The organism is Rhodococcus gannanensis (assembly GCF_042681175.1).
GTDB lineage: Bacteria > Actinomycetota > Actinomycetes > Mycobacteriales > Mycobacteriaceae > Rhodococcus_G > Rhodococcus_G gannanensis.
Genome location: NZ_JBHUFB010000007.1, coordinates 106,188 through 131,602, shown reverse-complemented (window position 1 = coordinate 131,602; position 25,415 = coordinate 106,188). Strand labels below are relative to the sequence as shown.

Sequence of the window (25,415 nt, the reverse complement as noted above, 5' to 3'; positions counted from 1 at the left end):
TCAGTCGATCGGCTCGGCCTGCCCGACCGCCGTCGCGAGGGTGGCGAACTCGTCGGTGGACCCGCTGCCGGTGACCAGGACCCGCACGTCACCGAGGTCGGTCACCCAGATCGGCTCGCTGCCCTCCTCGTCGTAGTGGACCCAGGAGTTGCCGTCGTAGAAGTCGGCGCCGGTCGATGCGCGGCGGTCGCCGGCGACCCACGGAACCAGCGCCTCCTCGGTCGCCGAGGACTGGCTCAGCTGCAGGTAGGTGCCGGTGTCGGTGATGTAGCCGACGGTGCTGACGTCGCCGCCGCCGTCACCCGACGCGGTGCCGCGGCTGCCGGAGTTCGGCTGCCAGGTGTCCGGCACGACGGGGTTGCGGATCGGGAAGTCCAGCTCGGCGGCGTCGAAGGTGAGCGCCGCGTTGATGTCGAACTGCGGCACCGGGCCGGAGGTCGGACCGCCCGGACTGAAGGAACACGACCTGGCGATTCCCGCGATGATCACGATGAACAGGACCAGGGGGATCAACGACCAGATGATGTCGCGGTTGTCCTGGAGATAACGGGGTTTGTCGCCGGCCACGACAGCCAGTATCCCAGCTCGCTGCTCGGAGTCGACGTCCGGACCCGAGGTGAGGGCGCCGTCACACCGGACAGGACCTGCGGCGAGGCCGCCTCGTCGGCCGGACCGGCTGTGTTTCCACCCGGGCGGGAATGCGACAATCAGCCGGCGAGATTTGCTCTCGCCATCGACACATCCCACGGCGGCCACGAGTCGCCAGCGAGGAGGCACCGCCCATGACGGCCAGCACGAGTCACCGCGAAGCACCGGATCGCAACCTCGCGCTCGAGTTGGTGCGGGTCACCGAGGCTGCCGCGATGGCCGCCGGGCGCTGGGTCGGGCGCGGCGACAAGGAGGGCGGCGACGGTGCCGCCGTCGACGCCATGCGCCACATGGTCAGCTCGGTCTCGATGCAGGGTGTCGTCGTCATCGGTGAGGGCGAGAAGGACGAGGCCCCGATGCTCTACAACGGCGAGGAGGTCGGCAACGGCGACGGCCCGCTGTGCGACGTCGCGGTCGACCCGATCGACGGCACCACGCTGATGAGCAAGGGCGCCCCCGGTTCCATCGCGGTGCTCGCGGTGTCCGAGCGCGGCGCCATGTTCGACCCGTCGGCCGTGTTCTACATGGACAAGATCGCTGTGGGCCCCGAGGCAGCCGACGTCATCGACCTGGCCGCCGGTGTCGCCGAGAACATCCGTCGCGTCGCGAAGGCCAAGGACCGCGCCGTCTCCGACACGACGGTCACGATCCTGGACCGTCCGCGGCACGCCGACATCATCCGCGAGATCCGGGAGACGGGCGCCCGTATCCGCCTGATCTCCGACGGTGACGTCGCGGGCGCCATCGCGACCGCCCGCCCCGATTCCGGCGTCGACATGCTGCTCGGCATCGGCGGCACGCCGGAGGGCATCATCGCCGCGGCCGCGCTGCGCTGCATGGGCGGCGCGCTGCAGGGCAAGCTGGCCCCGAAGGACGACGCCGAGCGCCAGAAGGCCCTCGACGCCGGCCACGACCTGGACCGCGTCCTGCGCACCGAGGAACTCGTCACGGGCGAGAACATCTTCTTCTGCGCGACGGGCGTCACCGACGGCGACCTGCTCAAGGGCGTCCGCTACTACGGCGGCGGCGCGACGACGCAGTCGATCGTGATGCGCAGCAAGTCCGGCACGGTCCGCATGATCGAGGCGTACCACCGCCTGGAGAAGCTGCACACGTTCTCGTCGATCAACTTCGACGGCGTCGACGGAGCTCAGCGCCCCCTCCCCTGATCTCGCGCCACGCGCCCGTGCGTGCTTCTCACCCCAACCGGGGTGAAAAGCACGCACGGGCGGCGAAGCCGCTTCGGTGGCAAGCTGAGATCCATGACCGAGAACAGCGAACCGCAGTTCCGTATCGAGCACGACACGATGGGCGAGGTCCGGGTTCCGGTCGACGCCCTGTGGCGTGCGCAGACGCAGCGTGCCGTCGAGAACTTCCCGATCTCCGGCCGGGGCCTCGAGCGGGCACAGATCCGAGCGCTCGGACTGCTCAAGGCGGCGTGCGCGCAGGTCAACCTCGACCTCGGTCTCCTCGATCGGGAGAAGGCGGACGCGATCGTGGCGGCAGCCACCGAGATCGCGGACGGGCGCCACGACGACCAGTTCCCGATCGACGTGTTCCAGACCGGATCCGGGACCAGTTCGAACATGAACACCAACGAGGTCATCGCGTCGATCGCGCAGGCGAACGGCGTGACGGTGCACCCGAACGACCACGTCAACATGTCGCAGTCGTCGAACGACACCTTCCCGACCGCCACTCATGTCGCGGCGACGGAAGCCTCGGTGAAGGACCTGGTCCCCGCCCTCGACCACCTGCGGCTCGCCCTCCTCGACAAGGCCACGGAGTGGCGGACGGTCGTCAAGTCCGGGCGCACTCATCTGATGGATGCCGTTCCGGTGACCCTGGGTCAGGAGTTCGGTGGGTACGCCCACCAGATGGAGGCCGGCATCGAGCGCGTCATGGCCACACTCCCCCGCCTCGGGGAACTGCCGATCGGCGGCACGGCCGTCGGCACCGGACTGAACGCCCCCGACGGATTCGGCCCGAAAGTTGTTGCCCACCTGGTGAAGTCGACGGGAATCGACGCGCTGACGCCGGCCCGCAACAGTTTCGAGGCGCAGGCGGCGCGGGACGGCCTCGTCGAACTGTCCGGAGCGCTGCGCACGGTCGCGGTGTCGCTCACGAAGATCGCGAACGACATCCGGTGGATGGGGTCCGGCCCGTTGACCGGACTCGGCGAGCTCCACCTTCCGGACCTGCAGCCGGGCAGCTCGATCATGCCGGGGAAGGTCAATCCCGTTCTCCCCGAGGCAGTCACCCAGGTGGCGGCGCAGGTCGTCGGCAACGACGCCGCGGTCGCCTGGGGCGGGGCGGCCGGCGCCTTCGAGCTGAACGTCTACATCCCGGTGATGGCACGCAACGTCCTGGAGTCGATCCGACTGCTGGCGAACGTCTCACGACTGTTCGCCGATCGCTGCGTCGCGGGGCTGGCCGCGAACGTCGAGCACCTGCGCACGCTCGCGGAATCGTCCCCGTCGATCGTGACGCCGTTGAACTCGGCGATCGGCTACGAGGAGGCGGCGGCCGTGGCGAAGGAAGCGCTCAAGGAGCGCAAGACGATTCGTCAGACCGTGGTGGACCGGGGACTGATCGGTGACCGGCTGTCCGAGGAGGAACTCGACCGCCGCCTCGACGTCCTCGCGATGGCGAAGGTCCCGCCCACGACGGACTGAGGCGGGCGGGACCGTGCTGTGCTTCGGCGGAGTCAGGCGGCGCCGTCCCAGGCGTGCACCGTGACCCAGTCGACGTAGAAGTTCCCGCCTCCCAGCTCCGGATACAGACTGGATTCGAGCTGGAGCTGCCACCGCATCGGCGTGTTCGGGACGCCCCGCCGGGACTCGAGCAGAACCTTGTCGTCGAGGATGTAGCGGACCACGGTCGGGGTCCATTCGATCGTCGCGACGCGCCAGTCGGTGAAGCCGGAGTAGTCGTACTGCGAGATCGCCTGGGAGTTCGCCGTGGCAGTCGGTTCGGCGAAGTGGTGGTAGCCCCGGATCGGCCCGGTCAGTTCACCTTCGGGGAAGTTGAGCTCGCCTTCCGTCGGCCAGACCTCGGACTCGGGCCACAGCAGCATCGCCAGCCGGTAGCCGGTGATGAACGGATGACTCGTCTTGATCCGGGCCGAGTAGCGACCGTAGGTCTGACCCTGAGCGTCACCGGAGACCAGCGGGGACAGGTTCGCGCCCGCGCGCTTCCCGTCGACGTCGTGCAGGTGGTAGTCGAGGGCGCCGTCGTGGACGCTGACCACCTCGTCGGCCCGGTACGGGAACTGGTTGAAGGTGTCCACGTAACACTCGGGGTACGCAGTCCAGCGGGTGTTCTCGGTTCCGGTGTACACGACCTTGCGCGGGTTGTTGCAGCCCTCGTTCGCGAAGCTGCCGAGGGGCGCGTCGGTGGTGAAGTCGTCGACGAAGATCTCCTTCCACCCCGGCAGCGACGTCCGTGGGGCCGACTGGGTTCCGGACACCGGCGTGTTCAGGCTGCCCGTCACGTCGCTGCCGACGTCCGCACTGCCAATCCATTCGAGCCCGTCGGGAAGCGTGATCTGCGCCGACGCAGCAGGCGCCGCGACCACCCCGAGTGCGGTGATCGCGGCGACTGCGACGCCTGCGCGACGTGGGACATGACGGGAAGAGCGAGGCATCCATGGCTCCAGACGTGAGTGGGAATTCATTACTCACATTAAGTGCCTGGACGGTTTGCCGGTTATCTTACGTTTCGGTCAGGTTCCCGGCGCGTACGACCACACGGAAACCCAGTCCACGAGCAGGTTCCCGTCGCTGTTTCCGTTGCCGTTCGTCTCGGTCTGCAGCTGCCAGCGCATCGGCGTCGACGGCACCCAGGCGGTGCTGTCGAGGACGACCCTGTCGTCCAGCAGGTAGCGGATCCGGCCGGGCGACCACTCGATCGTGTACGTGTGCCAGTCGGTGAACCGAGCCCCGATGTCCGCCGCGATGTCCTGGCAGCCCCCGACGCACGACCCCGCTCCGGAGTAGTGATGGAACCCGCGAGCGGTTCCCGCGAGCCCGCCTTCCGGGAAGTCGAACTCGCCGTCCACCGGCCACCGTTCGGACTGCGGCCACAGCAGCCAGGCGACGTAGTACTCGTTCAGGTTCGGCTTGTCCACCTTGAACCGAGCCGAATAGCGACCATAGGTCTGATACTGGCTCTGCCCGTCGATCAACGGTGACGGATTGGCGCCGGCAGGAATTCCGTCGACCCGGTGCAGGTGGAAATTGAGGACGCCGTTCTGAACGCTGAGGACACGGTCGGGGCGATACGGCCGCTTCTGATAGGTGTCGAGATAGCAGCTCGGATACGTGCGCCATTTCTGACCTTCGGCGCCCGTGTAGACGATTCGATCCGGCTCGCACGTGTTGGCCCACGACCCGACCGCCGCGTTCGCGGTGAAGTCGTCGACGAAGATCTGTCGCCAGCCGGGCAGGTTCCCACGCGGCGCCGCAACCCCGGATGGCGAGGTCGCTGGGGGCACAGTCGTGGTCGGCGGCAGCGTGGTGGTCGGCGGCGCCGCAGCATAGGTCCAGCGCTGGGCGGCGCTTCCGTTGCACCGCTGGAGCACGACTGGGTTCTCGTTCACCTCACGCCCTCCCCTGTTCTCGGCGCACAGCCCACTGGCCTGCGACAACACCGTTCCGTTCGATCCCGCGGTCCAGCGTTGCGCTGCGGAACCGACACATGCACCGGTGGTCAGGACCGTACCGGTCCGGTTCGATCGAGCAGTCAGGCAGCGGCCCTGAACCCGGACCGAGGCGTCGGATTCGATACTCCAACTCTGACTGGGCATGCCGTTGCACTGGTAGACCTGCACGGGGTTGCCCTCGAATGTGACACCCCATCGGTTGTCCAGGCACAGACCGCCTGCCGTGCGGACCGGACCGAGAGTGAGTGCGGACGCCTGCGGGGTGACGGCCGCCGGTGCCGCAACGAGCGCTCCGGCGACAGCGACCGCCGCCACGGCCAGGGACAGAATTGCGCGTGAGGGAACGCGACGCCGGGAAGTCGGCGGCCGAATGGGAAATGTCTGGACGGAATGCGCCTCGACGGGATTTTTGCGCACACGAAAACGAACCATTTCGTACCTCGTTCTCGACAAAGAGGGGTGAGGGGTTCGCATGCGAAAGCTGTAAACGTGTTCAGGAATAAAGCTAACACGTGATTTGCGTCATATCTCCGCAACATGGGGGTGTCGGGCTTCCGATATGGATTCACCTCGAAGGCCGGAGCCGGATACCCGACCGCCCCGCTCACACCATCGCTGGTCACGTGCGCTTAGACTGCCGAGCACTGCAGATTAGTTAGGGAAGGCATACCTGTGCGAGTGGTGGTCACCGGCGGCGCCGGCTTCATCGGTTCAACCCTCGTCGACCGCCTGCGCGGCGACGGACACCGCGTCCTCGTCGTGGACGATCTGAGCCGAGGCCGAGAGGACAACCTCGCCGGCGCGCTCGCCACCGATGCCGTCGACCTGGAGACGCTCGACGTCAGCCGCGACGACCTCACGCCGACCTTCCGACTCTTCGACCCCGAGGTCGTGTTCCACCTCGCCGCCCAGATCGACGTCCGGCACAGTGTCGCCGACCCGATCCGCGACGCCGAGGTCAACATCCTCGGCACCATCCGTGTCGCGACGGCGGCGGTCGGCGCTGGGGCGCGGAAACTCGTCTTCACCTCGTCCGGCGGGTCGATCTACGGCACCCCCGAGGATCTGCCGGTCTCCGAGTCGGCCCCGGTTCGCCCGCTGTCCCCGTATGCGGTCGGCAAGGTGGCGGGCGAGAACTACCTGGAGAGCTTCCGCGTCCTCCACGGCCTGGACTGCTCGCACATCGCTCCGGCCAACGTGTACGGTCCTCGCCAGGACCCACACGGAGAGGCAGGCGTGGTGGCAATCTTTGCTCGCGAGATGCTGGCCGGCCGGCCGACGACGTTGTTCGGCGACGGTGGCAACACTCGCGACTACGTGTTCGTCGACGACGTCGTGTCCGCATTCGTCGCCGCCTCCGGTCCGCTCGGCTCGGGCCTGCGCTTCAACATCGGAACCGGCACGGAGACGAGCGATCTCGAGCTCAACCGCCTGGTCGCGGCGGCGACCGGGGCGACCACCGAACCCCACTGGAAGCCCGCGCGGCCGGGCGACGTCCGTCGATCCGCCCTCGACGCCGGGTTGGCTCGACGGGTGCTGGACTGGCAGCCGCGGGTCGGTCTGGACGAGGGCATCTCCCGCACGGTCGAACACTTCCGACAGCTCGAATCGCCCCGGCCGGTGGCCGGATGAGGCACGTGTGACCGACCGCTCCACAGTCCGGGTCGCGCACCTCGACGTGATGCACAGTCACGCCCGGATCACCACGATCGTCGGCCCGGTCGAGCTGCCCCCGGCAGACGTGGTCGCCGACCGACTCGCCGCGATGACGGCGATCGGACCCAAGGCCCGACTCGGATTGCGACCGTCGACGACGTCGAACCGGTGGACCTTCGACCCCGTCGCCCACCGGCCCGTGGTCACCACGACGAGCACCCCTGCGTCACCGATGGACCTGCTCGACCTCCCCGACGCGACGGACCCGGCGGAGGACCGGCCGACCAGCGTCGTCCTGGCGGGAAACTACCTACGCACCGACCACAATCACGGCCTCGGGGAAGTCGCGTTCGCTCTCCTGTTGCACGGGGTGATCCTGGGGACGATCGATCCGGCCGATCCGAACGTGTGGCGCCCGGCGTTGCGCCGCGGCAACGGAATCGCCGCAGCGGCGGTGCGCACCTTCGGCTCCGACCCCCGTCGCCTGTGGGCGCTGCGCAACTCTCTGTCGTCGCGCCGGACTCCACCGCCGTCCCCCGTCGAGGAACAGGTGCCGTGGACTCCGGACCGCGCCGCCGTATTCTCCCCGATGTCGCCGGAGACACTGGCCCGGCTGCGCGCCTGGCGCGACACCGACGCCCCGGGGACCTCGATGTTCGCGGTGGTCGCTTCAGCACTTCACCGTGCGCTCGCGGATGCCGGACTGGACGTCGACGACGTCGCCACCGTGACACTCGACGTCCGCAAGTACCTGGCGGAGGGCCACGTTCCGCTCGCCAACTTCGTCTCCGGCCTGGAGTTCGAATTGGGCCGTCGCCCGTCACCGCAGGTCATCCACCGGACCGTCGCCGACGCCCTGGAATCCGGGAGACCGGTGGCGAACGTGGCGCTCAACTCGCTGCGCACCCGGATCGGGCTGCGGACCGGCCGTCCGCCGGTTCCGACCACCCGGCCGCGGTCCGCCCGCGCCCGACTGCTCTTCTCGAGCATCGGCCGGGTTCCGAGGCAGGGCGCGATTCCGTGGCGCGGCACAGCGGACCCGTTCTACATGGTCCACAACGATCCGACCGGCCCGGAAGGGATCACTGTTTCCTGGGCGGTGATCGACGACAGCCTGTTCACCGCGGCCTCGTTCCACGGCAACGTGTTCGACCGCGGACGAGTCCAGCGCGCACTCGATTCGGTCACCTCCGACCCGCTTCGCCTGCTTCGGTGACCCGATTCCGTTGCGGCCGTCACCTCCCGTAGGATAGGCAAGCCTTCCCTATTTAGGTGGGCTGAACTTTGACGATCCCGGAGTTTCGCCTTGGCCTCGACGACCCGCCCCGATCCCGGGGTCGCCATCATCATCTGCTGCTACACGCTCGACCGACTGGACCTGCTGGTCGCCGGCATCGACGCGGCCCGCGACCAGCTGCTGGTCGGTGACCAGCTGATCGTCGTCGTCGACCACAACGACGAACTCCGTCGTGAGCTCCGCGGCCGATACGCCGACTCGATCACCCTCGTCGCCAACACGGGCACGCGTGGCCTGTCCGGTGCCCGCAACACCGGGGTCGCCACCGCGACCGCCGAGATCGTCGTCTTCCTCGACGACGACGCGACCCTGCGCCCCGACGCCCTGGCCGCAGCGCGCTCGGCCTTCGCGGACGGTTCCGTCGTCGCCGTCGGCGGCGCGGTCGTCGCGAACTGGGAGATGGGACACCCGCCCGCGTGGTTCCCCGAGGAGTTCGGCTGGGTCGTCGGCTGCGACTACCGCGGGCTCGCCGCGGACGGCGCCGAGATCCGCAACCCGATCGGCGCCGCGATGGCGGTGCGCCGCGCCGAACTGGAGAAGGTCGGAGGGTTCTCCGACCGCCTCGGCCGAGTGGGCACCGTTCCCGCCGGATGCGAAGAGACGCTCATGGGCATCGAACTGCGGCAACGTTTTCCCGCGTCGAGGATCATCCGGGTCACCGGGTTCGCGGTCGACCACGTGGTGCCTGCAGGCCGGTCGACGCTGCGCTACTTCACGGACCGGTGCCGGCACGAGGGCCGGTCCAAGGCCGTGCTGTCCGGGATGGTCGGCGCCGACGCCGGGCTGGCCGCCGAACGCAGTTTCGTGGTGCGCACGTTGTCCACCGGGGTGCTGCGCTACCTGCGCCAGTCGGTCACCGGTCAGGGCCTCGCAGCGCTGGCGCGGATCGCGGTGCTCGTGCTCGGCCTCGTCGTCACGGCGGGGGCGACCGCGGCGGGCACTCTCCGCATCCGGGGGAACCGCCCGGAATCGCGGGACCCCGCGACCGCCCTCGCTGCCGGAGAATCCTCGGTCACGGCACACGAACTCGTCACCGTGGTCATCCCGACCGTCGGCCGCGACTCGCTCGCCGACACCGTGCGGTCCATCCTCGCCCAGGACCACCAGCACATCGAACTGCTCGTCGTCGACAACCGCCCGCACCGCGGCGACGCGGTCCGGATCGTCGCGGGCATCGACGACCCACGACTGACGGTCCTCGACCAGCCCGTCCCCGGTGTGTCCGCGGCCCGCAACCTCGGTCACCGCATGGCCGCGGGCCGCCTCGTCGCGTTCACCGACGACGACGCCCTCGCCGACCCCGGCTGGATCTCGGGCGCCGTCGAGAGCTTCCGCGCCGATCCGGTCGGTGCGATCGGGGTCGTCACCGGGCGGGTACTCGGCACCGAGACGACGAACCGCGTCCAGGAGTGGTTCGAGGAGGCCAAGGTCTTCGACAAGGGCGAGGTGCCGACGGTGTGGTCGCTGAACCGGCACGAGATCGGACCGGAGCTCGGCGAGTTCGGCCCACGCGGCCCGTTCTTCCCCTACACCGCAGGCGAGTGCGGCTCGGGCAACAACATGGTGTTCCGCTCCTCCGCACTCGCGTCCATCGGTGGGTTCGACGAACGCCTCGGCACCGGTACCCCGACCCGCGGCGGCGAGGACCTCGACGCGTTCCGGGCGGCGATCCTGCACGGGTGGTCGATCGCCTACAACCCGAACGCCGTTGTCCGCCACTACCACCGGGACAACATGGTGGAGCTGAGGGCGCAGAGCTACGGGTACGGCACCGGCATGGCAGCGGGACTGACGAAGTTCGTCCTGTCCGAGAACCCGGCACCGATCCTCCGGCGACTGCCGCGCGGCCTGCACATGTTGCTGTCCCCGAACTCGACGAAGAACGAGGACCTCCCCACCGACTGGCCGCTGCGACTTCGGGCGCTGGAGGCGTGGGGCTACGTGACGGGTCCGTTCCTCTTCGTCCGCAGCCACCTCGCCGGCCGCCGGTCGGGAGGTGCGCGGTGACCGTCATCGACACCGACACCGACACCGCGCAGCGAACCGTCGCCCGCACCACCGCGTTCGGTTGGAACCCGCGAGCCGCCCTGCTCCTGGGCGGCGGCGTGTCGGTGGCGATGCTGGTGCTGAACCTGCTCGTCGCGATCGACGTCGCGGACGTGCTGCCGGAACCGGTCCGACTGCTCGTCGCCCTCGCGGGTGCAGTCCTGGTGCCGGGCCTGCCCGTCGTGGTCGCACTCCGGATCCCGGGCCGCGCACTGGCCGCGTCGCTGATCGTGTCGGTCTCGCTGGCCACGCTCATCGTCGCGGCACAGTTCACGATGGTCTCGGAGTGGTGGACTCCGCTGACAGTCCAGACGCTGATCGCCGTCGGATCGCTCGCCGGCTGCGTCGCGACCGCGCGAACGCTCCCGCGCCGCTACACGGTTCCGCGCGGATCACTGCAGTACCTGCGCACCCTGCCCCGTACTCGCCTGTTGTCGCTGGGTGCGCTCGTGATCGCGGTGGCGCTGTTCGTGTTCGCCGCGGCCCGGCTCGATTTCCTCGGTTCCGGGCACTACGGCATCGTCACGCAGGTCGGGGCGGCCTACTGGCTCGGATTCGCGATCCTGTCGGGCACGATCGTCCACACCCTCACCCGCGGCCGCATCGACCACGTCGTGATGGCGGCGTCGACGTTCGTCCTGATCGCCTACGCGACCATGCTGGTGCCTGCCGCCAGCGGCGAGACCTCGGTCCCGACCGCCTTCGTGCACCGCGGCTTCGTCGACACCCTCGCGGAGGCCGGCCGGCTGCCGAACGGCATCGACGCCCGCTTCAGCTGGGCTGGGTTCTTCTCCGCGGCCGCGCATCTGGTGACGGTCGCGGACCTGCGGGACATCACCGTGCTGCTGTCGTGGTCGACGCTGTTCATGGGCGCGCTCCTCGCCTTCCCGCTGTACGCGATCGCCATTCAGATCACCGGCCGCGCCCGGCTGGCGTGGCTGTCGGTGGTGCTCTACCAGCTGTTCAACTGGTACCAGCAGGACTACTTCGCGCCGCAGGCCGTCGCGCTGGTCTTCTACACCACCATCATCGCCACGCTGCTGTGGCAGTTGCGTCGGGCACCGCTCCCCCGGATCGAACCCGGCCTGCTGCGGTTCGTGGTCGACGCACCGCGCCGGACCCCCGGACTGGTTCCCGGCTTCGGCACCGGCCGCACCCTCGCGATCGGCGCGGTTCTCCTGCTCCTGATCGTCGCGAACGTCGTCGCCCACCAGATCACTCCGATCCTGGTGATCATCGCGCTCGCGTTCTTCTCCCTGTTCGGTGCTACGCGGTACCGGATGCTGTGGCTCGCCTCGGGACTCGTGTTCGCGGCCTGGTTCAGCTACGGCGCCACCGACTTCTGGTTCGGCCACCTCCAGTCGATCTTCTCCGAGATCGGGCAGGTCGGATCGTCCGTCAACCGAGGTGTCAGCCAACGACTCTCGGGCGACCCGACGTATCAGCAGATGCAGTACCTGCGCATCGGTGCGTCGGGCCTGTTCGCGGGCGTCGCGTTCGTCGGGTGGCTGCTCGCACGCGGACGCCGGACGTGGCTGGTTGCCGGCGCGATCTGCGCGGCCCCGTTCACCCTCGTCGTCCTGCAGAGCTACGGCGGCGAGATGATCATCCGCTGCTTCGTCCTCGCGTCGCCGGTGCTCGCCCCCTTCGCGGCGATCGCCGTCGCCGCGGTGGCCCGGGCGATCCGGGCCCGCGCGAGCACCGTCGCCGCCACTCCCGCCGGGCGGTGGGCTCCGGTGGTCGCGGGCACCCTCGCCCTCGTCGCGCTCGGCGCGCTGCTCACCACGAACCGAGGACTGAACACCTCTTTCGAGGCGTCCACCCGCGAGCAGGTGGAGGTGTCCGACGAGTTCGTCGCCGGCGTGCCTCCCAATTCGACGGTGATGGCGTGGTCGTACGCGCCGCACACCAACAGCACGCGCCGCATCCTCGACCCCCGCGGGCCGAAGTTCTCGTTCATCGACGGCGAGGAGTGCATGGAGGAGCTCGCGGAGTGCGCGCTCGATCGCCGGCCGTCGTACCTCTACACGACGAGTCAGGGCACTGGCATGCTGCGGCTCCAGTACGGCCAGTCCGAGGAGTACCTCGACTCCCAGGTGACGGAACTCGTCGAGTCCGGCATCTACGTGCCGATGGTCGACGGCGACAGCATCACCATCCTCCGTCGCTTCGACTCCCCCGCCATCGAATTCGAGGCCTCATGAGTGACGTGACCGTCCTGTTCTTCGTCCTGTCCGCGATCCTGCTGCTGGTGAGCGTCGTACTGCGCGAACGCGACGTGCCCGCGACCGGGGGCATCGGACGGAAGCCGTCCGCGCAGATCGTCTCGGTGGCGCTCGCCGTGTGCGTCGTGACCGCGGCGACCATGACCTTCGTGCGTCTCATCGCCCTCGCGGCGGCATGAGTCCTCGCTCGGCCCGCTCCGCCCTCGCGACGGCTCGACCGTTGCGTGTGGCTGCGGCGGCGCTCGCCGTCACGGCGTGCGCCGCGTGCACCATCCCAACCGACAACCCGACCGGCCGGGCGGGTGCCGCGGCAGTTCCCGAACTCTGTGGAGAACGTGGGGTTCCCGGCGGCGTGCCGGTCCCCGTCGGCGATCTGCCCGGCTGGACGCAGATCTTCACCGACGACTTCGACCGCTGCGACCTCGGCGCCGACTGGGGCCCCTACAGCGGTCAGCCGGGCGGCAACCCGAACAGCCGGTGGGACGAGCCGATGGTCGACGTCTCCGGCGGGGCCATGACCCTGAAGTCCGAACGCACCGGCGGCGAATGGGTCACCGGTGGCGTGTCGAACTACCCGGTCACGCAGCAGTACGGACGCTGGGAGATCCGCATGCGCGCCGACCGTAGCGACGACATCTCCTATCACATGCTGCTGTGGCCGAAGAGCGAGAACTGGCCGCCGGAGATCGACTTCGCCGAGTCCATCAGCGGCGAACGCACGCAGATGGACGGCTGGGTGCACTGGGTCGACGCGACCGGAGAGAGGCAGAAGGCTCAGGCCACCGTCCGCGGTGACTTCTCCGACTGGCACACTGTCGGCGTCGAGTGGGCGCCGGGGGTCATCCGCTACCTGCTCGACGGTGCCGTCTGGGCCGAGGTTCGTTCCGATGCCATGATTCCCGACGAGCCGATGTGGCTGGGGCTGCAGGCCGAGGCCGGCGCCTGTGAGCGCCGCGCCGACTGGGGGATGATGCCCTGCTCCGAGTCGAGCCCGAATCAGCCGGACAGCGTGGACGTGCAGATCGACTGGGTGGCGGTGTACGCCCCGGACCGGTCACAGCTCGATGCGCTGGATGCGGCGGCGCCGGCACCGGGCGCCGTTCAGATGACCGAGGCCGGCTGAGCGTCGAGAGGCTCCCGCCCGAGCGCGCGCACGGCCCGGACGAGCGGAACGATCAGCACCACCGCCGACACCGTCTCGGCGACGACGTAGGCCCAGCCGATCGCCACCAGACCGTGGTCTCCGATGAAGGCGAGACTGAGGCCCAGGACGAGGGCCGCGTTGGCGACCTGGACCGCGATCGCCAACCGCAGCCGTCGCCGCACGCGTGCCACCGCGTTGTAGGCGAATCCGACGATCGCGGGGATCAGCGCGATCGCCGCGAGGCGCAACAGCGGAGTTCCGGTGTCCGCGTACTCGTCTCCGACGATCTGCAGCAGCACCGGCGCGATGCCGGCGAACAGCACCACACCGGCGACGGTCACCACGGCGAGGACGACGAGGAAGCGTCGCGTCAGCTCCCGCACCTGGCCAGGGTCGGCGGCGACGCCGGCGACGTACGGTCCCATCAGGACGGTCATCAGGACGAGGACCGCGGACACCAGGGACCAGGCGATCGAGAAGTACGCGTTGTGGTCGGCGCCCATCTTGGCGACGACGATGAGTGGGAGCATCAGTGGTGCAAGCGATCCCACGACGTAGATGCCGTAGGACCCGGCAAGGAAGGACCCCATCTCGCGATTGCCCGGCAGTTGGGATGCAGCGTGTGCGAGGTCCGGCCTGCGCAGCCTCCGCGCCACCGCGGCGCCGAGCACGAGCGCGGCGATCAGTGCGGGCACGGTCCAGGTCCAGATGATGGCGAGCCGGGACGCGGTGAACGCGAGCGCGAGCGCCGCGACGAGCTTCACGACGGCGTGGGTGACGTTCTTGGTGGCCGCCCACCCGGCCTCACGCAGACCGACCGACGTGTGGTCGAGGAGTGCGAACGCCGAGAAGACCAGCACGATCAGTGGGAACGACGCGGCTTCCAGTGGGCTGTCGAACATCTCGTCGGTCGGTCCCCACAGCAGGAAGAGCGCGCCGAGGAGCAGACCGCCGCAGCCGCCCACGAGGAAGCCGGTGCGCACCAGGCTCGATCCGCGGATGCCCGCGAGTGGGAGGAACCGCTCGAACAGCGCGCCGAGGCTGATGTTGCCGAACGCCGAGAGCATGGTGGCGGTGGTGATGACGGCGGAGGCCGCCCCCACCTCGCGGGCGGGGTAATGGCGACCGAGCAGTGCCCAGTAGCCCAGCCCGAGAATGCCGGTGAGCGCGGCGGAGACGGTGAGCGCCAGGCTGTTTCGTTCGAGGCTCTTCGCGGTGACACCGGAGTCCGGTGTGGGGCCCGGGCCGTCGCCGGCGACACCGCTCGCCTCGTCGGTACCGAGGGAGCCGCTCCCGCCTGCGGCCCCGTCGGCCGGTGCGGGGGCGGCTCCGGTGGTCACTGCGTCAGTTCACGCACGTCGGCGCGGGCCGACGCCTTGCGGATGTCCTTCGTGGCGCGCCAGTGGTTCCACTCCTGCCCGATGGTGCGCAGGACCCGCATGCCGTCGCTGTAGGCGTTGAGGTTGCTCCGCCCGTGCAGGCGCGGCCCCTCGAAGCTGCCGACCTCGACGATGTTGAGGCCACTCGTGGCGAGGCGGACGTTGATGACGGTCTCGATCTCGAACCCGTCGCCCCACTGGGCACGCTGGTATTCGATCGGGGGGAGCTCGATCAGCGGAACGTGCTTGCGCCAGAAGGCGTTGTAGCCGTAGCAGAGGTCGGAGAACTCGGTGCGGAACACCAGGTTCACCAGCCCGTTGAGACCCTTGTTGCCGAGGTTGCGCAGGGCGGTGATGTCGGAGCTGCCGCCGCGGCCGACGAAGCGGCTGCCCTTGGCGAGGTCGGCGCCGCCGACCAGCGCCTCGACGAACAGGGGAATCTCGGCCGGGTCGGTCGAGCCGTCCGCGTCGATCATGACGATGATGTCGCAGGTCGCCGCGGCGAAGCCGCAGGCCAGGGCGTTGCCCTTGCCGCCGCGGGTCTGGGTGACGAAGGTGGCGGCCGGCCACAGCGAGCGGGCCACGGCCACGGTGTCGTCCACGGAATTGCCGTCGACGAAGACGATCTCGTCGATGCCGTCGGGCATCCGGGAGGCGACGAACGGCAGGTTCTTCGCCTCGTTCATGGCGGGGATGATGACCGAAACGGTGGGTCGGCCACCACGGCCCGCGTTGTCGTCGACGGGGGGAACAACGGTCGGAACGGCGGGGGTACCCGGCCCGTCGGTCGGTGTAGAGGTGCTCACGTCGATGGCTCCATTTGTTCACATCAGGGCCGAATCGTCCGAAAACCGGCTGAGCCGTTGATCGTTGGTCGATCGGGGGTCCCGCAGTTCGTCGAACCGCGAGTTATACAGTAGAAGGTAGGCAAGCCTAAGCAAAGCGCGAAGGGCGCCTCTGTGAGGACTGTCACACCAGCAGGAAGCGGGAAGCACGTGCACACCCAGGTAGCAATCATCGGGGCCGGCCCGGCGGGCCTGACGCTCGCCCGCATGCTCCACCTCCAGGGCATCTCGTCGATCGTGCTCGAGAGCCGCGACCGCGAGTACATCGAGACCCGCACGCGGGCAGGCGTCCTCGAAGAGCCCACCGTCGCGCTCGTGCGCGAGCTCGGCGTGGCGGATCGCCTCGACCGGGAGGGCATGTCACACAACGGCTTCTACCTGCGCTTCGACCGCACAACCCACCGCCTCGACTTCCACCGTCTGGTCGGCGGTCATGCGACCGTGTACGCCCAGCAGGAACTGGTGAAGGACTTCGTCGCCGACCGCCTGGCCACCGGCGGTCCGCTGCTCTTCGACGCCACGGTGACAGCGGTCGAGACCACCTCCGACCGCGCCCGCCTGACGGTCGACCACGCCGGCACGCCGCTCGAGATCACCGCCGACTTCGTCGCGGGATGCGACGGTTTCCACGGCGTCAGCCGGGCGCACATCCCTGCCGACCGGCTGCGCGAGTACTCCCGCACCTACCCGGTCGCGTGGCTCGGCATCCTCGCCCGCACTGCACCCACGACGCCCGAGGGCATGTACTGCGCCCACGAGAACGGCCTGTCGGTGCACAGCATGCGGGGCCCGAGCATCACCCGGCAGTACCTGCAGGTCCCGGCGGACACCGACCTGGGCGACTGGTCCGACGAGCGGATCTGGGACGAGCTGACCGTGCGGAGCGCGAGCGACGACCACCCGGAACTGGAGCGCGGTGAGATCTTCGACCGGTCGCTCGCGCCGCTGCGCTCGTACGTGTGCGAGACGATGCAGCACGGGCGGCTGTTCCTGCTCGGCGACTCCGCGCACATCGTGCCTCCCACGGGCGCAAAGGGACTGAACCTCGCGGTGTCCGACGCGAGCACACTCTCGTATGCGCTCGGAGCGTTCTACACCGCGGGCGATCGGTCGCACCTCGACGACTACTCGGCGACGTGCCTGCCACGGATCTGGAAGGCGCAGCAGTTCTCGTGGACGCTCACGACGACGCTGCACGCACTGAGCGACGACCCGACAGACTGGCAACTCCGTCGGGCCCGGCTCGCGCGGTGGGCCGAGTCCGAGGCCGAGCAGTCCGCGCTCGGCGAGGTGTACCTCGGCCTGCCGTTCCCGACCTATTGGCGCTTCACGGGGTGATTCCCGGAGCACCGGCAGTGTGGCGCAGATCGCAGCCCTCCGCCTATGCTCCAGCAAATCGCTATGTGTAGCCTACCCTAATACCGCGGGGTCTCAGCGCGTTCCCCGCTGCGCGATGTTCCGATTGGAGTCCGGCCGATGTTGAGCTTCCCCACCACCACACGCGCACGCGTCTCGAGCGGCAAGAGCCTTCGCCTCTCCCGTATCTCGGACCACAACACCGGCCGCATGTTCATCGTTCCGATGGATCACTCGGTGACCGTCGGGCCGCTCGGCGGCGCCGACCACGCCGAGGTCACCGTCCGGACTCTCGCCGGCGCCGGAGCCGACGCGGTGATCCTGCACCGCGGTCGCGTCAGGCACGTGGACCCCACCGCGTTCGCGAAGACGGGGCTGATCGTCCACCTCTCCGCCGGCACCACCCGGAGCATGGACACCAACGCGAAGGTCCTGGTCACCGGGGTCGAGGACGCCGTGCGGATCGGAGCGGACGCCGTCAGCATCCACGTCAACATCGGATCCCCCACCGAGCGCGACCAGCTCGCCGACTTCGGTGCCGTCTCCCGCGAGTGCGAGCGACTCGGCATGCCCCTGCTCGCGATGATGTACGCCCGCGGACCGCTGCGTGCCGACCTGCCGTCGGACGCGAGCGAACTCGCCCACCTCGCCGCCATCGCCACCGACCTCGGCGCGGACGTCGTCAAGCTCGACTACTGCGGCGACCCGGACGAGATGCGGCGGGTGGTCGAGTCCTGCCCCATCCCGATCTGCGTGGCCGGCGGTCCGAGCGCCGACGCGGGCGACGACCGGGCGATCGCACTGGGCGCGGAGATCCTCGGGTCCGGGGTGGCGGGACTGAGCTTCGGCCGCAACGTCTTCGAGGCCCGCGATCCGTTCGCGGTGGCATCCGCCCTCGCCCGGCTCGTCCACTCCCCCGCTCCCGCCATCGAGCTCGAAAGCGCCTGACGGCACCCGATCCACCTGCTTCACTACCCGAAGGGAACCCGTCCGAACATGGACAGCACCATCGTCACCGATCAGATCGTCCCCACTGCAGGCGCGGGCGCCGACACCCGTCGCACCCCCGTCAGCCGTGAGGGTCACTTCGCGTGGCTCGACGTGCGCGCCGTGGACTCGGACCTGCTGCCCGCCGTCGTCCAGGCGGCCCTGCACCACCGCATCGACGGCATCCTGTCCGACGACGCCGCGACCTTCGAGGGCCTGCCGCCGACCGTGCGACGCATCCTCGCCGTCGAGTCCCCGGTCGCCGAGGACTTCCCGTACGACGCCGTCGACCTCGTGATCGTGTCCGACCGCGCCGACGTGCACTCGAAGCACATCGGCCACACCCCGGATCGCGGTGTGCACGTGGTGGTGTCCGACGCTCCGACGTTGCAGGAGGCGTGCGAGGTCGTCCGCGAGGTGCCGTGGACGCTGCTCACCTTCACCGACCCGACGAAGATCCCGCTGGAGATCGTCATCGCGGCCGCCGAGAACTCGGGTGGCCGGACCGTCACCACCGTCACCGACGTCGAGGACGCCGAGATCGTGAAGCTGGTGCTCGAGCACGGCTCCGACGGCCTGCTGCTCGCGCCCCGCAACGCCGACGACGTCGTGAAGCTGGCCCGGATCGTCGACCACAAGCTCGAGGGCATGGAGCTCTCGGAGCTCGTCGTCACCAAGGTCGAGCACATCGGCATGGGTGACCGCGCATGCATCGACACCTGCTCGCTGCTCGAACTCGACGAGGGCTGCCTCATCGGCTCCTTCTCCACGGGAATGTTCCTGTCGTGCAGCGAGACCCATCCGCTGCCGTACATGCCGACCCGCCCGTTCCGGTGGAACGCAGGTGCGGTCCACTCCTACGTTCTCGGCCCGGACAACCGCACCCGCTACGTCAGCGAACTGCAGGCGGGGTTCCCGATCCTCGCGGTCCGCACGGACGGCAGCGTCCGCGAGGTCCGCATCGGCCGCGTGAAGATCGAGAAGCGTCCGCTGATCTCGATCACGGCGGTCGCCCCGAACGGCAAGAACGTCAACGTCATCGCGCAGGACGACTGGCACGTGCGGCTGCTCGGCCCCGGCGGCTCGGTGAACAACGTCACCGAACTCCAGCCCGGCGACAAGCTCCTCGGGTACGTCCCGACCGAGGCTCGGCACGTCGGCCTGCCGATCACCGAGTTCTGCGACGAGCGCTGATCGGACGACCGTGACGACACCCGAGATTCTCTGGTACATCGGGGCGAACGACGGCGACGCACCGTGGGATCCGCGGCACCGCGTCGAACCGTCGTTCGGCGCCCTGCGCGAGCAGGCCCGGACCTTGGACTCTCTGGGCTACTTCGGCGCGCTCACCACGGCCCGCGAGGCGATCTCGCTCGTCGCGGACACCGAGCGGCTGCGGTTCGTGGTGCCGGAGTATCCGGGTGTCAAACCGCCGGTCCTGCTGGCCGAGGAGGCTCAGGTCTTCGACCAGTACTCCGGCGGTCGGCTGATCTACAACCAGGTCAACGGGGCCGATGCCGTGTTGGCGCGGTACGGCCGGTTCCACTCCAAGGCCGAGCGGTACGCGGTCTCGGAGGAGTACTGGTCGCTGTTCAAGAAGCTGTACCTCGACGACACCGACGCCTACCAGGGCACGCACTTCGAGTACGGCCCGCGGTACAAGCCCGCGATCGCGGGGACCCGCCAACCCGGCGGCGTCCCGATCTGGGGGACGGGCGCCTCCCCCGAGGGCATCGCGCACGCCGCGGCGGTGCTCGACGCGTACCTGATGTTCATGAGCCCCGAGCCGGCGATGGACGCGGTGTTCACCAAGGTCCGCAAGGCCTGCGCCGACGCCGGCCGGGACATGCGGTTCGGTGTGCTCGCGAGCGTCGTCGTCCGCGAGACCGAGGACGAGGCGTGGGAACGCTTCGAATGGCAGCTGGCGCAGACCGACCCGGCGTCGGTGCTGGCGACGGCGGACCGCAACCTCACCAGCTTCGGCTTCCCGCCGCTCGCCGACCTGACGTCGGACGACGCCCAGGTGCAGGCCCGAATCGACGCACTGCGCGCGGGCCGGCTGCCGACCCGCGCGGAGCTGGAGTACGCCCCGAACATGGCGGCGGGCCTGACCACGTGGACCGGCGCGGAGCCACCGTTCGACGTCGCGGGCAAGGGCACCGGGAACTATCTGGTGGGCAGCGCGGACCAGGTTGCGGACCGCATCCTGGGCATGAGCGAGAATCTCGGTATCGACATCTGGATCCTGTCGGGGTGGCCGCTGATCGACGAGGCGAGAATCGTCGCGGATCTGCTGTTCCCGCGTCTCGGTGTCGCCACCGATACCTGACGTGTGAGGTTGCAGTGCCCGATCGACCAGTTACCCCGCAGACTCCTGTGAGCCCGCAGTCCCGCGCCACGCCGCACGCCGAGGAAACCGTCCTGATGCCGGCGATCGGCCGGCGCCCCGCTCCCACCTCACCTGTCGAACCGCGCAGCCACGAGCCGTTTCCCGTGCCGTGGCTCTCGATCCGCGAACGCTTCGACGTCGTCGTGGAGTACCTGCCCGAGCAGACCGCGGTCGTGTGCCGCGGCGAGAGCATCACCTACGGGGAGCTGAACGAACGGGCACTCTCCGGCGCGCGGTCGCTGGTCGCATCCCTCGCGGGTGTCCGGCGTCCGATCGCGATCGACACCGAGTGCACACTGGACTGCGTCGTCGCGATCGTCACCGTCCTGCTGTCCGGATACCCACTGGTGCTGCTCGACTCGCAGTTGCCGGAGCAGCGCCGCGCCGACATCCTCACCCGCAGCAACGCGGTCCGCTTCCGCCCGTCGGAACTGGCCGCACTGCCCGCCGCGCCCGACGCGCCACTGCGGTCGGGCATCCCGACCGACGCCGCGGTCCTGCTCTTCACGTCGGGCTCGACCGGCAAGCCGAAGGCTGTCCGCCAGGGCCAGCGCCTGTGGCTGAACCAGGCCGCGGACTTCCACCTCACGATCGGAACCTCCGCCGCCGACCGGGTCGGGATGGCGTTGCCGATCAGCTTCGGCGGCGGCCTCGACGTCGTGATGACCGCCCTGCTGAACGGCGCCACCCTGCACGTCCTCGATCCCCGCGAGGTGGGGATCGACGCGGTGCCGCGGTGGATCGCGGGCGAGGGCCTGACCACGCTGCACGCCACCCCGTCACTGCTGCGGGCGGTGCTCCGGGCATGCGAGGGCACGCCTGCGTTGTCGCGGCTTCGGCTCGTCACCACCTGCGGGGAGGCCGTGCACGGCGAGGACGTGACACGACTGCGGTCGCAGCTCGGCCCGAACGGCTGCTACTGCAACCTGTCCGGGTCCTCGGAGACGGGCAACCTGGCGTTCAACATGTTCCCGCCCGGCCGTCCCGTCCCCAACGGTGTCCTGCCGGTCGGGGTGGTCGCCGCCAACAAGACGGTCCGACTGCTCGGCCCCGACGGACGGGTGGTCGGCCCGGGCGAGGTCGGCGAGATCGTCGTCGAGTCCGACTACCTGGCCGAGGGCTACTTCGTGGACGGCTCCCGGCCCGCGCCCGCCGACGACCGGTTCGGGGTGACCCCGCGCGGCGCCCGCTACTTCCGGATGGGCGATCTGGGCCGCTTCGACGACAACGGCATCCTGCACCTGGTGGGACGCGGCGACGACGCCGTCAAGGTGCGCGGCTATCTCGTCGAACCGTCGGAGGTGGAGTCCGCGCTGCGCCGGCTTCCCGCAGTCGAGGACGCCGTCGTCGTCGCCCGGTCGGAAGCCGGCACCGGGGTGCTCGCGGGATACGTGGCCGTCGCACCGGGCGACCGGGCGCCGTCCGCCGCCGACCTGCGCCGCGAACTGCGGAACCTGGTGCCCGACTGGATGGTTCCCACCCATCTCGTGCTCATGCCCGCACTGCCGCGGACCGAACGCGGCAAGGTGGACCGCCGGGCGCTGCCCGATCCGGCTCCCCGTCCGCCCGTCGTCGCGCCCATGGACGGCACCGAGGCGACCGTCGCCGCATTGTGGGCAGGGATCCTCGGAGTCGAGAAGATCGGCCGCGACGACGATTTCGTCGCCCTCGGCGGGGACTCGCTGCAGACGCAGCAAATGTTGACCCGGGTCGAGGAGCGATTCAACGTCCAACTGTCGTCGGCGACGCTCGCCGGCTTCCCCACTCTCGCGCAGTTCGCCGCCCATCTCGACACCACGAAGTCCGGGGTGGCCGCGGCCACGTCGGTGCTCGTTCCGCTGCGGCCCGACGGTGTCGGCGAACCCGTGTTCGCGTTCGCCGGGGCGGGATCGACGGCTCTCGCCCTGCTGCCGCTGGCACGTGAACTGTCCCGTCCCGTCCACGGACTGCAGGCGCACGGCCTCGAGGGTCGCGGAATCCCGGACTGGACCGTGGCCGGAGCGGCTCGCCGCTTCGTGAAGGAGATCCGCTCCGTCCAGCCGCACGGCCCGTACACCTTCGTGGGGCACTCCCTCGGCGGGGTCATCGCGATGGAGGCGGCTCGGCTGCTCGAGTCCGACGGCGAGCAGATCCGGATCGTGGTGTGCCTCGACACGCTGCTCGGTGGTCCGCTGTCGGCAGGCGGTCCGGACCTGCCCCGGACGGAGCACACACCGCCCGCGGTCGACGCGCCTGCACCCGGACGTGGCGCGTTGTGGCGCACCCGTTTCCAGCTCCTGACGGCAGGGATCGTTCCCCGCTCGGCGGAGAAGCAGTGGGACCTGTTCCACGAAGTGGGCCGGCGGGTGGCACTGCTGCACAAGCTCCGGCCGTGGGACGGCAAGGTCGCCGTCGTGATGGCCGAGGACAACCCCGACGAGCCGTCGTGGTGGCCGATCATCGCGCCCAACGTGGTGTCGGTCGACCGGGTGTCCGGTGACCACGTCGGCATGCTGCGCGCACCGCACGTCGCACGAACGGCGGCGTTGGTGCGGGCCGCGTTGGAGCGCACCACATGACCGACCGGTTCGCGGTGCTGGTGCTCGCGCATCACCAGCCGCGGGTCCTGGCGGCACTCCTCGACTCGTTGCGGCACCCACAGATCGACGTGTACGTCCACGTCGACGCCAAGTCGGACCTCGGCCCCTTCCTGGCCGCCGCACCCGAGCGCACCGGCCTCACGTATCTGACGAATCGTCGTGAGGTCAGCTGGGGTGGGCTGAGCATGGTGTACGCGACTCTCGACCTCGTTTCGGCGGCGCGGGCCACGGGTCACCGCTATCGGCGATTCGCACTGCACTCCGGTGCCGACCTGTGCATAGCACCGATCGACGATGTCCTCGAGGCATGGTCCGGCGAGACCGAGTTCATGCGCATTGACTGGCATCTCAGCGGTCCGCGCGCGGAACGTGCCCACGTCGTGGGGCGCCGGCACTTTCTCGAGGACAGCACCCCGCTGCGCGCCCGGCTGTCAGGTCGTGTGCCGCGGCGCGTCGATGCCACCATTCCCCTGTTCCAGGGCTCGACGTGGTGGGCGCTGTCGCCGGACGCGATCGACGAGGTCATGCGGTTCCTGGCCGAACACCCGAAGTGGCTCCGGTTCCACCGCCACACCCTCTGCGCCGACGAGGTCGTCTTCCAGTCGATCGTCGCGGCGTCCCCGCTTGCGAATCGCATCGCCCAGCACGTCGACCGTGTGACCGACGTCGCCTCCTACCTCGCCGATCCCCTGCACGGACTGCACTACATCGACTGGTCGGACCCGCAGTCGATCAATCCGCGCGGGCTGACGATCGCCGACGAGGCCGGCTTACGCCGGTCACCGGCGATGTTCGCAAGGAAGGTCGACGAGCAATCGTGGGACCTGATCGACGCGTTCCGCTCACCCCGGCCGGTGACTCCGTGATCCGGCTGCCGAAGCGGCTCGCCGCACCCGGACTCGAGTCCAATGCCGCGGCACTGATGGTCTCGTCGGTGGCGACCGGTGCGCTGGGGTTGGTGTACTGGGCCGTCGCGGAACGCTTCTTCGACACCGCGGAAGTCGGCCGGGCGTCCGCTGTGATCAGCACCGCGACGATGCTCGCGTCCGTGTCGTGCCTGTCCCTCGGTGGTGCGTATCAGCGCTTCCTGCCTGTGGCCGGCCGCTCTTCCGGCCGCCTGGTAGTCGGCGGCCTCTCCTTGACCGCGACCGTTGCACTGCTCCTCGGATCACTCTTCCTACTGGTCAACCCGTCGAACGACCGTATGTTCACGTCGCCGGTCGAGAAGGCCCTCTTCCCGCTGATCGTGCTCACATTCGCGGTGTACGCGTTGACCGACCCGATCCTGACGGGTCTGCGACTGGCGAAGGCAGTGGCGGTCAAGAACATCGCGTTGTCGGTGCTCAAGATCGTGCCCGTCGTCGCCCTGGCGGGTACCGGATCCGCTCTCGCGCTGAGCGGTTCGTGGGCGGTCCTCGCGCTCGGTGTCAGCGCGGCGGCCGTGTTCTGGCTGCTGCGGGCCACGAGTGCGCGTCGGGACCTCGAGCCACAGTTGCCCCCCGCCCGGGAGCTCTGGGCGTTCCAGGGCGTGTACTTCGCAATGACGCTCGTGGTCACGGTGACACCCTTGGTGCTGCCGCTGATCGTGGTGTCCCAGTTGGGTACCGAGCAGAACGCCTACTTCAACCTGGCGTGGACGATGTGCTCCGCGGTCGGGCTGCTGCGATCCGGAGTGGGCTCCTCGTTCATCGTCGAGGCGTCCGGACCGGGCGCGGACCGGGCGGCACTGTTCCGCCGCCTGATCCGCATGCTCGGGGCCGTCGCCCTCGTTTCCGCGACTGGCCTCGCCGTCGGTGGGCCGCTGGTGCTGTACGTGGTGAGCCCCGACTACTTCCACGCAGCCGCAGGACTGGTGCTGGTGATGGCAGTGGAGTCCGTCGTCGGAACCGTTGTCATCGTGTACTTCCTGGTCGCCCAGGTCCTTCGCCGCCTGCGGCTGATGCTCGCGGTCCAGGTCGTCATCGTCGCGACCACCCTCGGCGTGACGACGGCCCTCGTTCCGGAGGTGGGTCTGATCGGCGTTGCGTGGGGTTCCCTCACCGCACAGGTCATCGCGCTGATCGTCGTCGCGCTGCCGCTACGTCGAGCGATCTCCGAGATGACGCGTCCCACCGACACGACCCTCGGCATCGCCCCGGAATCCGTCTCCGTCGAGTGATCCTGATCGCGCACAGGACCGACGACGCTACACCTCTCCGCGC

Annotated in this window: 20 protein-coding genes; 15 read left to right on the top strand and 5 right to left on the bottom strand. The window is 69.4% G+C overall.

From position 1 onward, the window contains the following. Complete coding sequence (locus tag ACFSJG_RS04220) at positions 1–567, bottom strand: DUF4245 domain-containing protein (protein WP_378483957.1); 567 nt, start codon at positions 565–567, stop codon at positions 1–3. Positions 568–782: 215 nt separating this feature from the next. On the opposite strand from ACFSJG_RS04220, the gene glpX reads away from it, so the two are divergent. Beyond that, positions 783–1,817, top strand: a complete 1,035-nt coding sequence (gene glpX / locus ACFSJG_RS04215; RefSeq protein WP_378483956.1) for a class II fructose-bisphosphatase — start codon at positions 783–785, stop codon at positions 1,815–1,817. A gap of 93 nt (positions 1,818–1,910) precedes the next feature. After that, positions 1,911–3,323 carry a class II fumarate hydratase gene (locus ACFSJG_RS04210; protein WP_378483955.1) on the top strand — a complete coding sequence of 471 codons (1,413 nt, stop codon included), beginning with the start codon at positions 1,911–1,913 and terminating at the stop codon, positions 3,321–3,323. A gap of 32 nt (positions 3,324–3,355) precedes the next feature. Here the strand turns inward: ACFSJG_RS04210 and ACFSJG_RS04205 are convergent, their stop codons facing one another. Both ACFSJG_RS04205 and ACFSJG_RS04200 read right to left on the bottom strand, forming a co-directional pair. Continuing rightward, the gene (locus tag ACFSJG_RS04205) at positions 3,356–4,294 is read right to left on the bottom strand and encodes a glycoside hydrolase family 16 protein (protein ID WP_378483954.1); all 939 of its coding nucleotides are present in this window, start codon (positions 4,292–4,294) and stop codon (positions 3,356–3,358) included. 78 nt (positions 4,295–4,372) lie between these two features. Continuing rightward, on the bottom strand, positions 4,373–5,626 hold the full coding sequence (locus tag ACFSJG_RS04200) for a ricin-type beta-trefoil lectin domain protein (protein ID WP_378483953.1): 1,254 nt from the start codon (positions 5,624–5,626) through the stop codon (positions 4,373–4,375). 357 nt (positions 5,627–5,983) lie between these two features. Here ACFSJG_RS04200 and ACFSJG_RS04195 point away from each other — a divergent pair, with 357 nt between their 5' ends. The 6 genes from ACFSJG_RS04195 (at position 5,984) to ACFSJG_RS04170 (ending at position 13,658) form a co-directional block, all read left to right on the top strand. Further along, positions 5,984–6,943 (top strand): NAD-dependent epimerase/dehydratase family protein, encoded by a 960-nt coding sequence (locus tag ACFSJG_RS04195; RefSeq protein ID WP_378483952.1) that lies wholly within the window; start codon positions 5,984–5,986, stop codon positions 6,941–6,943. Positions 6,944–6,950: 7 nt separating this feature from the next. Next, positions 6,951–8,183: a hypothetical protein gene (locus tag ACFSJG_RS04190; protein ID WP_378483951.1), complete on the top strand. Its 1,233-nt coding sequence runs from the start codon at positions 6,951–6,953 to the stop codon at positions 8,181–8,183. Between the two features lie 90 nt (positions 8,184–8,273). After that, complete coding sequence (locus tag ACFSJG_RS04185) at positions 8,274–10,271, top strand: glycosyltransferase family 2 protein (RefSeq protein WP_378483950.1); 1,998 nt, start codon at positions 8,274–8,276, stop codon at positions 10,269–10,271. Then, positions 10,268–12,514, top strand: coding sequence for a hypothetical protein (locus tag ACFSJG_RS04180; RefSeq protein WP_378483949.1), 2,247 nt, complete (start codon positions 10,268–10,270; stop codon positions 12,512–12,514). Before ACFSJG_RS04185 ends, ACFSJG_RS04180 begins: the two co-directional genes overlap by 4 nt. After that, positions 12,511–12,714 carry a hypothetical protein gene (locus tag ACFSJG_RS04175; RefSeq protein ID WP_378483948.1) on the top strand — a complete coding sequence of 68 codons (204 nt, stop codon included), beginning with the start codon at positions 12,511–12,513 and terminating at the stop codon, positions 12,712–12,714. The genes ACFSJG_RS04180 and ACFSJG_RS04175 overlap by 4 nt, the downstream gene beginning before the upstream one ends. Beyond that, positions 12,711–13,658: a glycoside hydrolase family 16 protein gene (locus ACFSJG_RS04170; protein WP_378483947.1), complete on the top strand. Its 948-nt coding sequence runs from the start codon at positions 12,711–12,713 to the stop codon at positions 13,656–13,658. The genes ACFSJG_RS04175 and ACFSJG_RS04170 overlap by 4 nt, the downstream gene beginning before the upstream one ends. On the opposite strand, the gene ACFSJG_RS04165 is transcribed toward ACFSJG_RS04170, so the two are convergent. Together ACFSJG_RS04165 and ACFSJG_RS04160 are read right to left on the bottom strand one after the other, a co-directional pair. Then, positions 13,637–15,019: a lipopolysaccharide biosynthesis protein gene (locus ACFSJG_RS04165; protein ID WP_378483946.1), complete on the bottom strand. Its 1,383-nt coding sequence runs from the start codon at positions 15,017–15,019 to the stop codon at positions 13,637–13,639. The two genes, ACFSJG_RS04170 and ACFSJG_RS04165, sit on opposite strands and share 22 nt — an antisense overlap. Further along, complete coding sequence (locus ACFSJG_RS04160; RefSeq protein ID WP_378483945.1) at positions 15,016–15,864, bottom strand: glycosyltransferase family 2 protein; 849 nt, start codon at positions 15,862–15,864, stop codon at positions 15,016–15,018. The genes ACFSJG_RS04165 and ACFSJG_RS04160 overlap by 4 nt, the downstream gene beginning before the upstream one ends. A gap of 189 nt (positions 15,865–16,053) precedes the next feature. Between ACFSJG_RS04160 and ACFSJG_RS04155 the strand changes: the two genes are divergently transcribed. The 7 genes from ACFSJG_RS04155 (at position 16,054) to ACFSJG_RS04125 (ending at position 25,372) form a co-directional block, all read left to right on the top strand. Continuing rightward, positions 16,054–17,241, top strand: coding sequence for a 4-hydroxybenzoate 3-monooxygenase (locus ACFSJG_RS04155; protein WP_378483944.1), 1,188 nt, complete (start codon positions 16,054–16,056; stop codon positions 17,239–17,241). A gap of 138 nt (positions 17,242–17,379) precedes the next feature. Beyond that, positions 17,380–18,207 (top strand): 2-amino-3,7-dideoxy-D-threo-hept-6-ulosonate synthase, encoded by an 828-nt coding sequence (locus ACFSJG_RS04150; protein WP_378483943.1) that lies wholly within the window; start codon positions 17,380–17,382, stop codon positions 18,205–18,207. A 48-nt stretch (positions 18,208–18,255) separates the two neighbouring features. Further along, on the top strand, positions 18,256–19,440 hold the full coding sequence (locus ACFSJG_RS04145) for a 3-dehydroquinate synthase II family protein (RefSeq protein ID WP_378483942.1): 1,185 nt from the start codon (positions 18,256–18,258) through the stop codon (positions 19,438–19,440). 10 nt (positions 19,441–19,450) lie between these two features. Beyond that, positions 19,451–20,575 (top strand): LLM class flavin-dependent oxidoreductase, encoded by a 1,125-nt coding sequence (locus ACFSJG_RS04140; protein ID WP_378483941.1) that lies wholly within the window; start codon positions 19,451–19,453, stop codon positions 20,573–20,575. Between the two features lie 47 nt (positions 20,576–20,622). After that, a complete protein-coding gene (locus ACFSJG_RS04135; protein WP_378483940.1) occupies positions 20,623–23,193 on the top strand; it encodes an AMP-binding protein in 2,571 nt (856 codons plus the stop codon). Continuing rightward, the gene (locus ACFSJG_RS04130) at positions 23,190–24,080 is read left to right on the top strand and encodes a beta-1,6-N-acetylglucosaminyltransferase (RefSeq protein ID WP_378483939.1); all 891 of its coding nucleotides are present in this window, start codon (positions 23,190–23,192) and stop codon (positions 24,078–24,080) included. The genes ACFSJG_RS04135 and ACFSJG_RS04130 overlap by 4 nt, the downstream gene beginning before the upstream one ends. Continuing rightward, positions 24,032–25,372, top strand: coding sequence for a lipopolysaccharide biosynthesis protein (locus tag ACFSJG_RS04125; protein ID WP_378483938.1), 1,341 nt, complete (start codon positions 24,032–24,034; stop codon positions 25,370–25,372). The genes ACFSJG_RS04130 and ACFSJG_RS04125 overlap by 49 nt, the downstream gene beginning before the upstream one ends. Positions 25,373–25,415 lie beyond the last annotated feature (43 nt).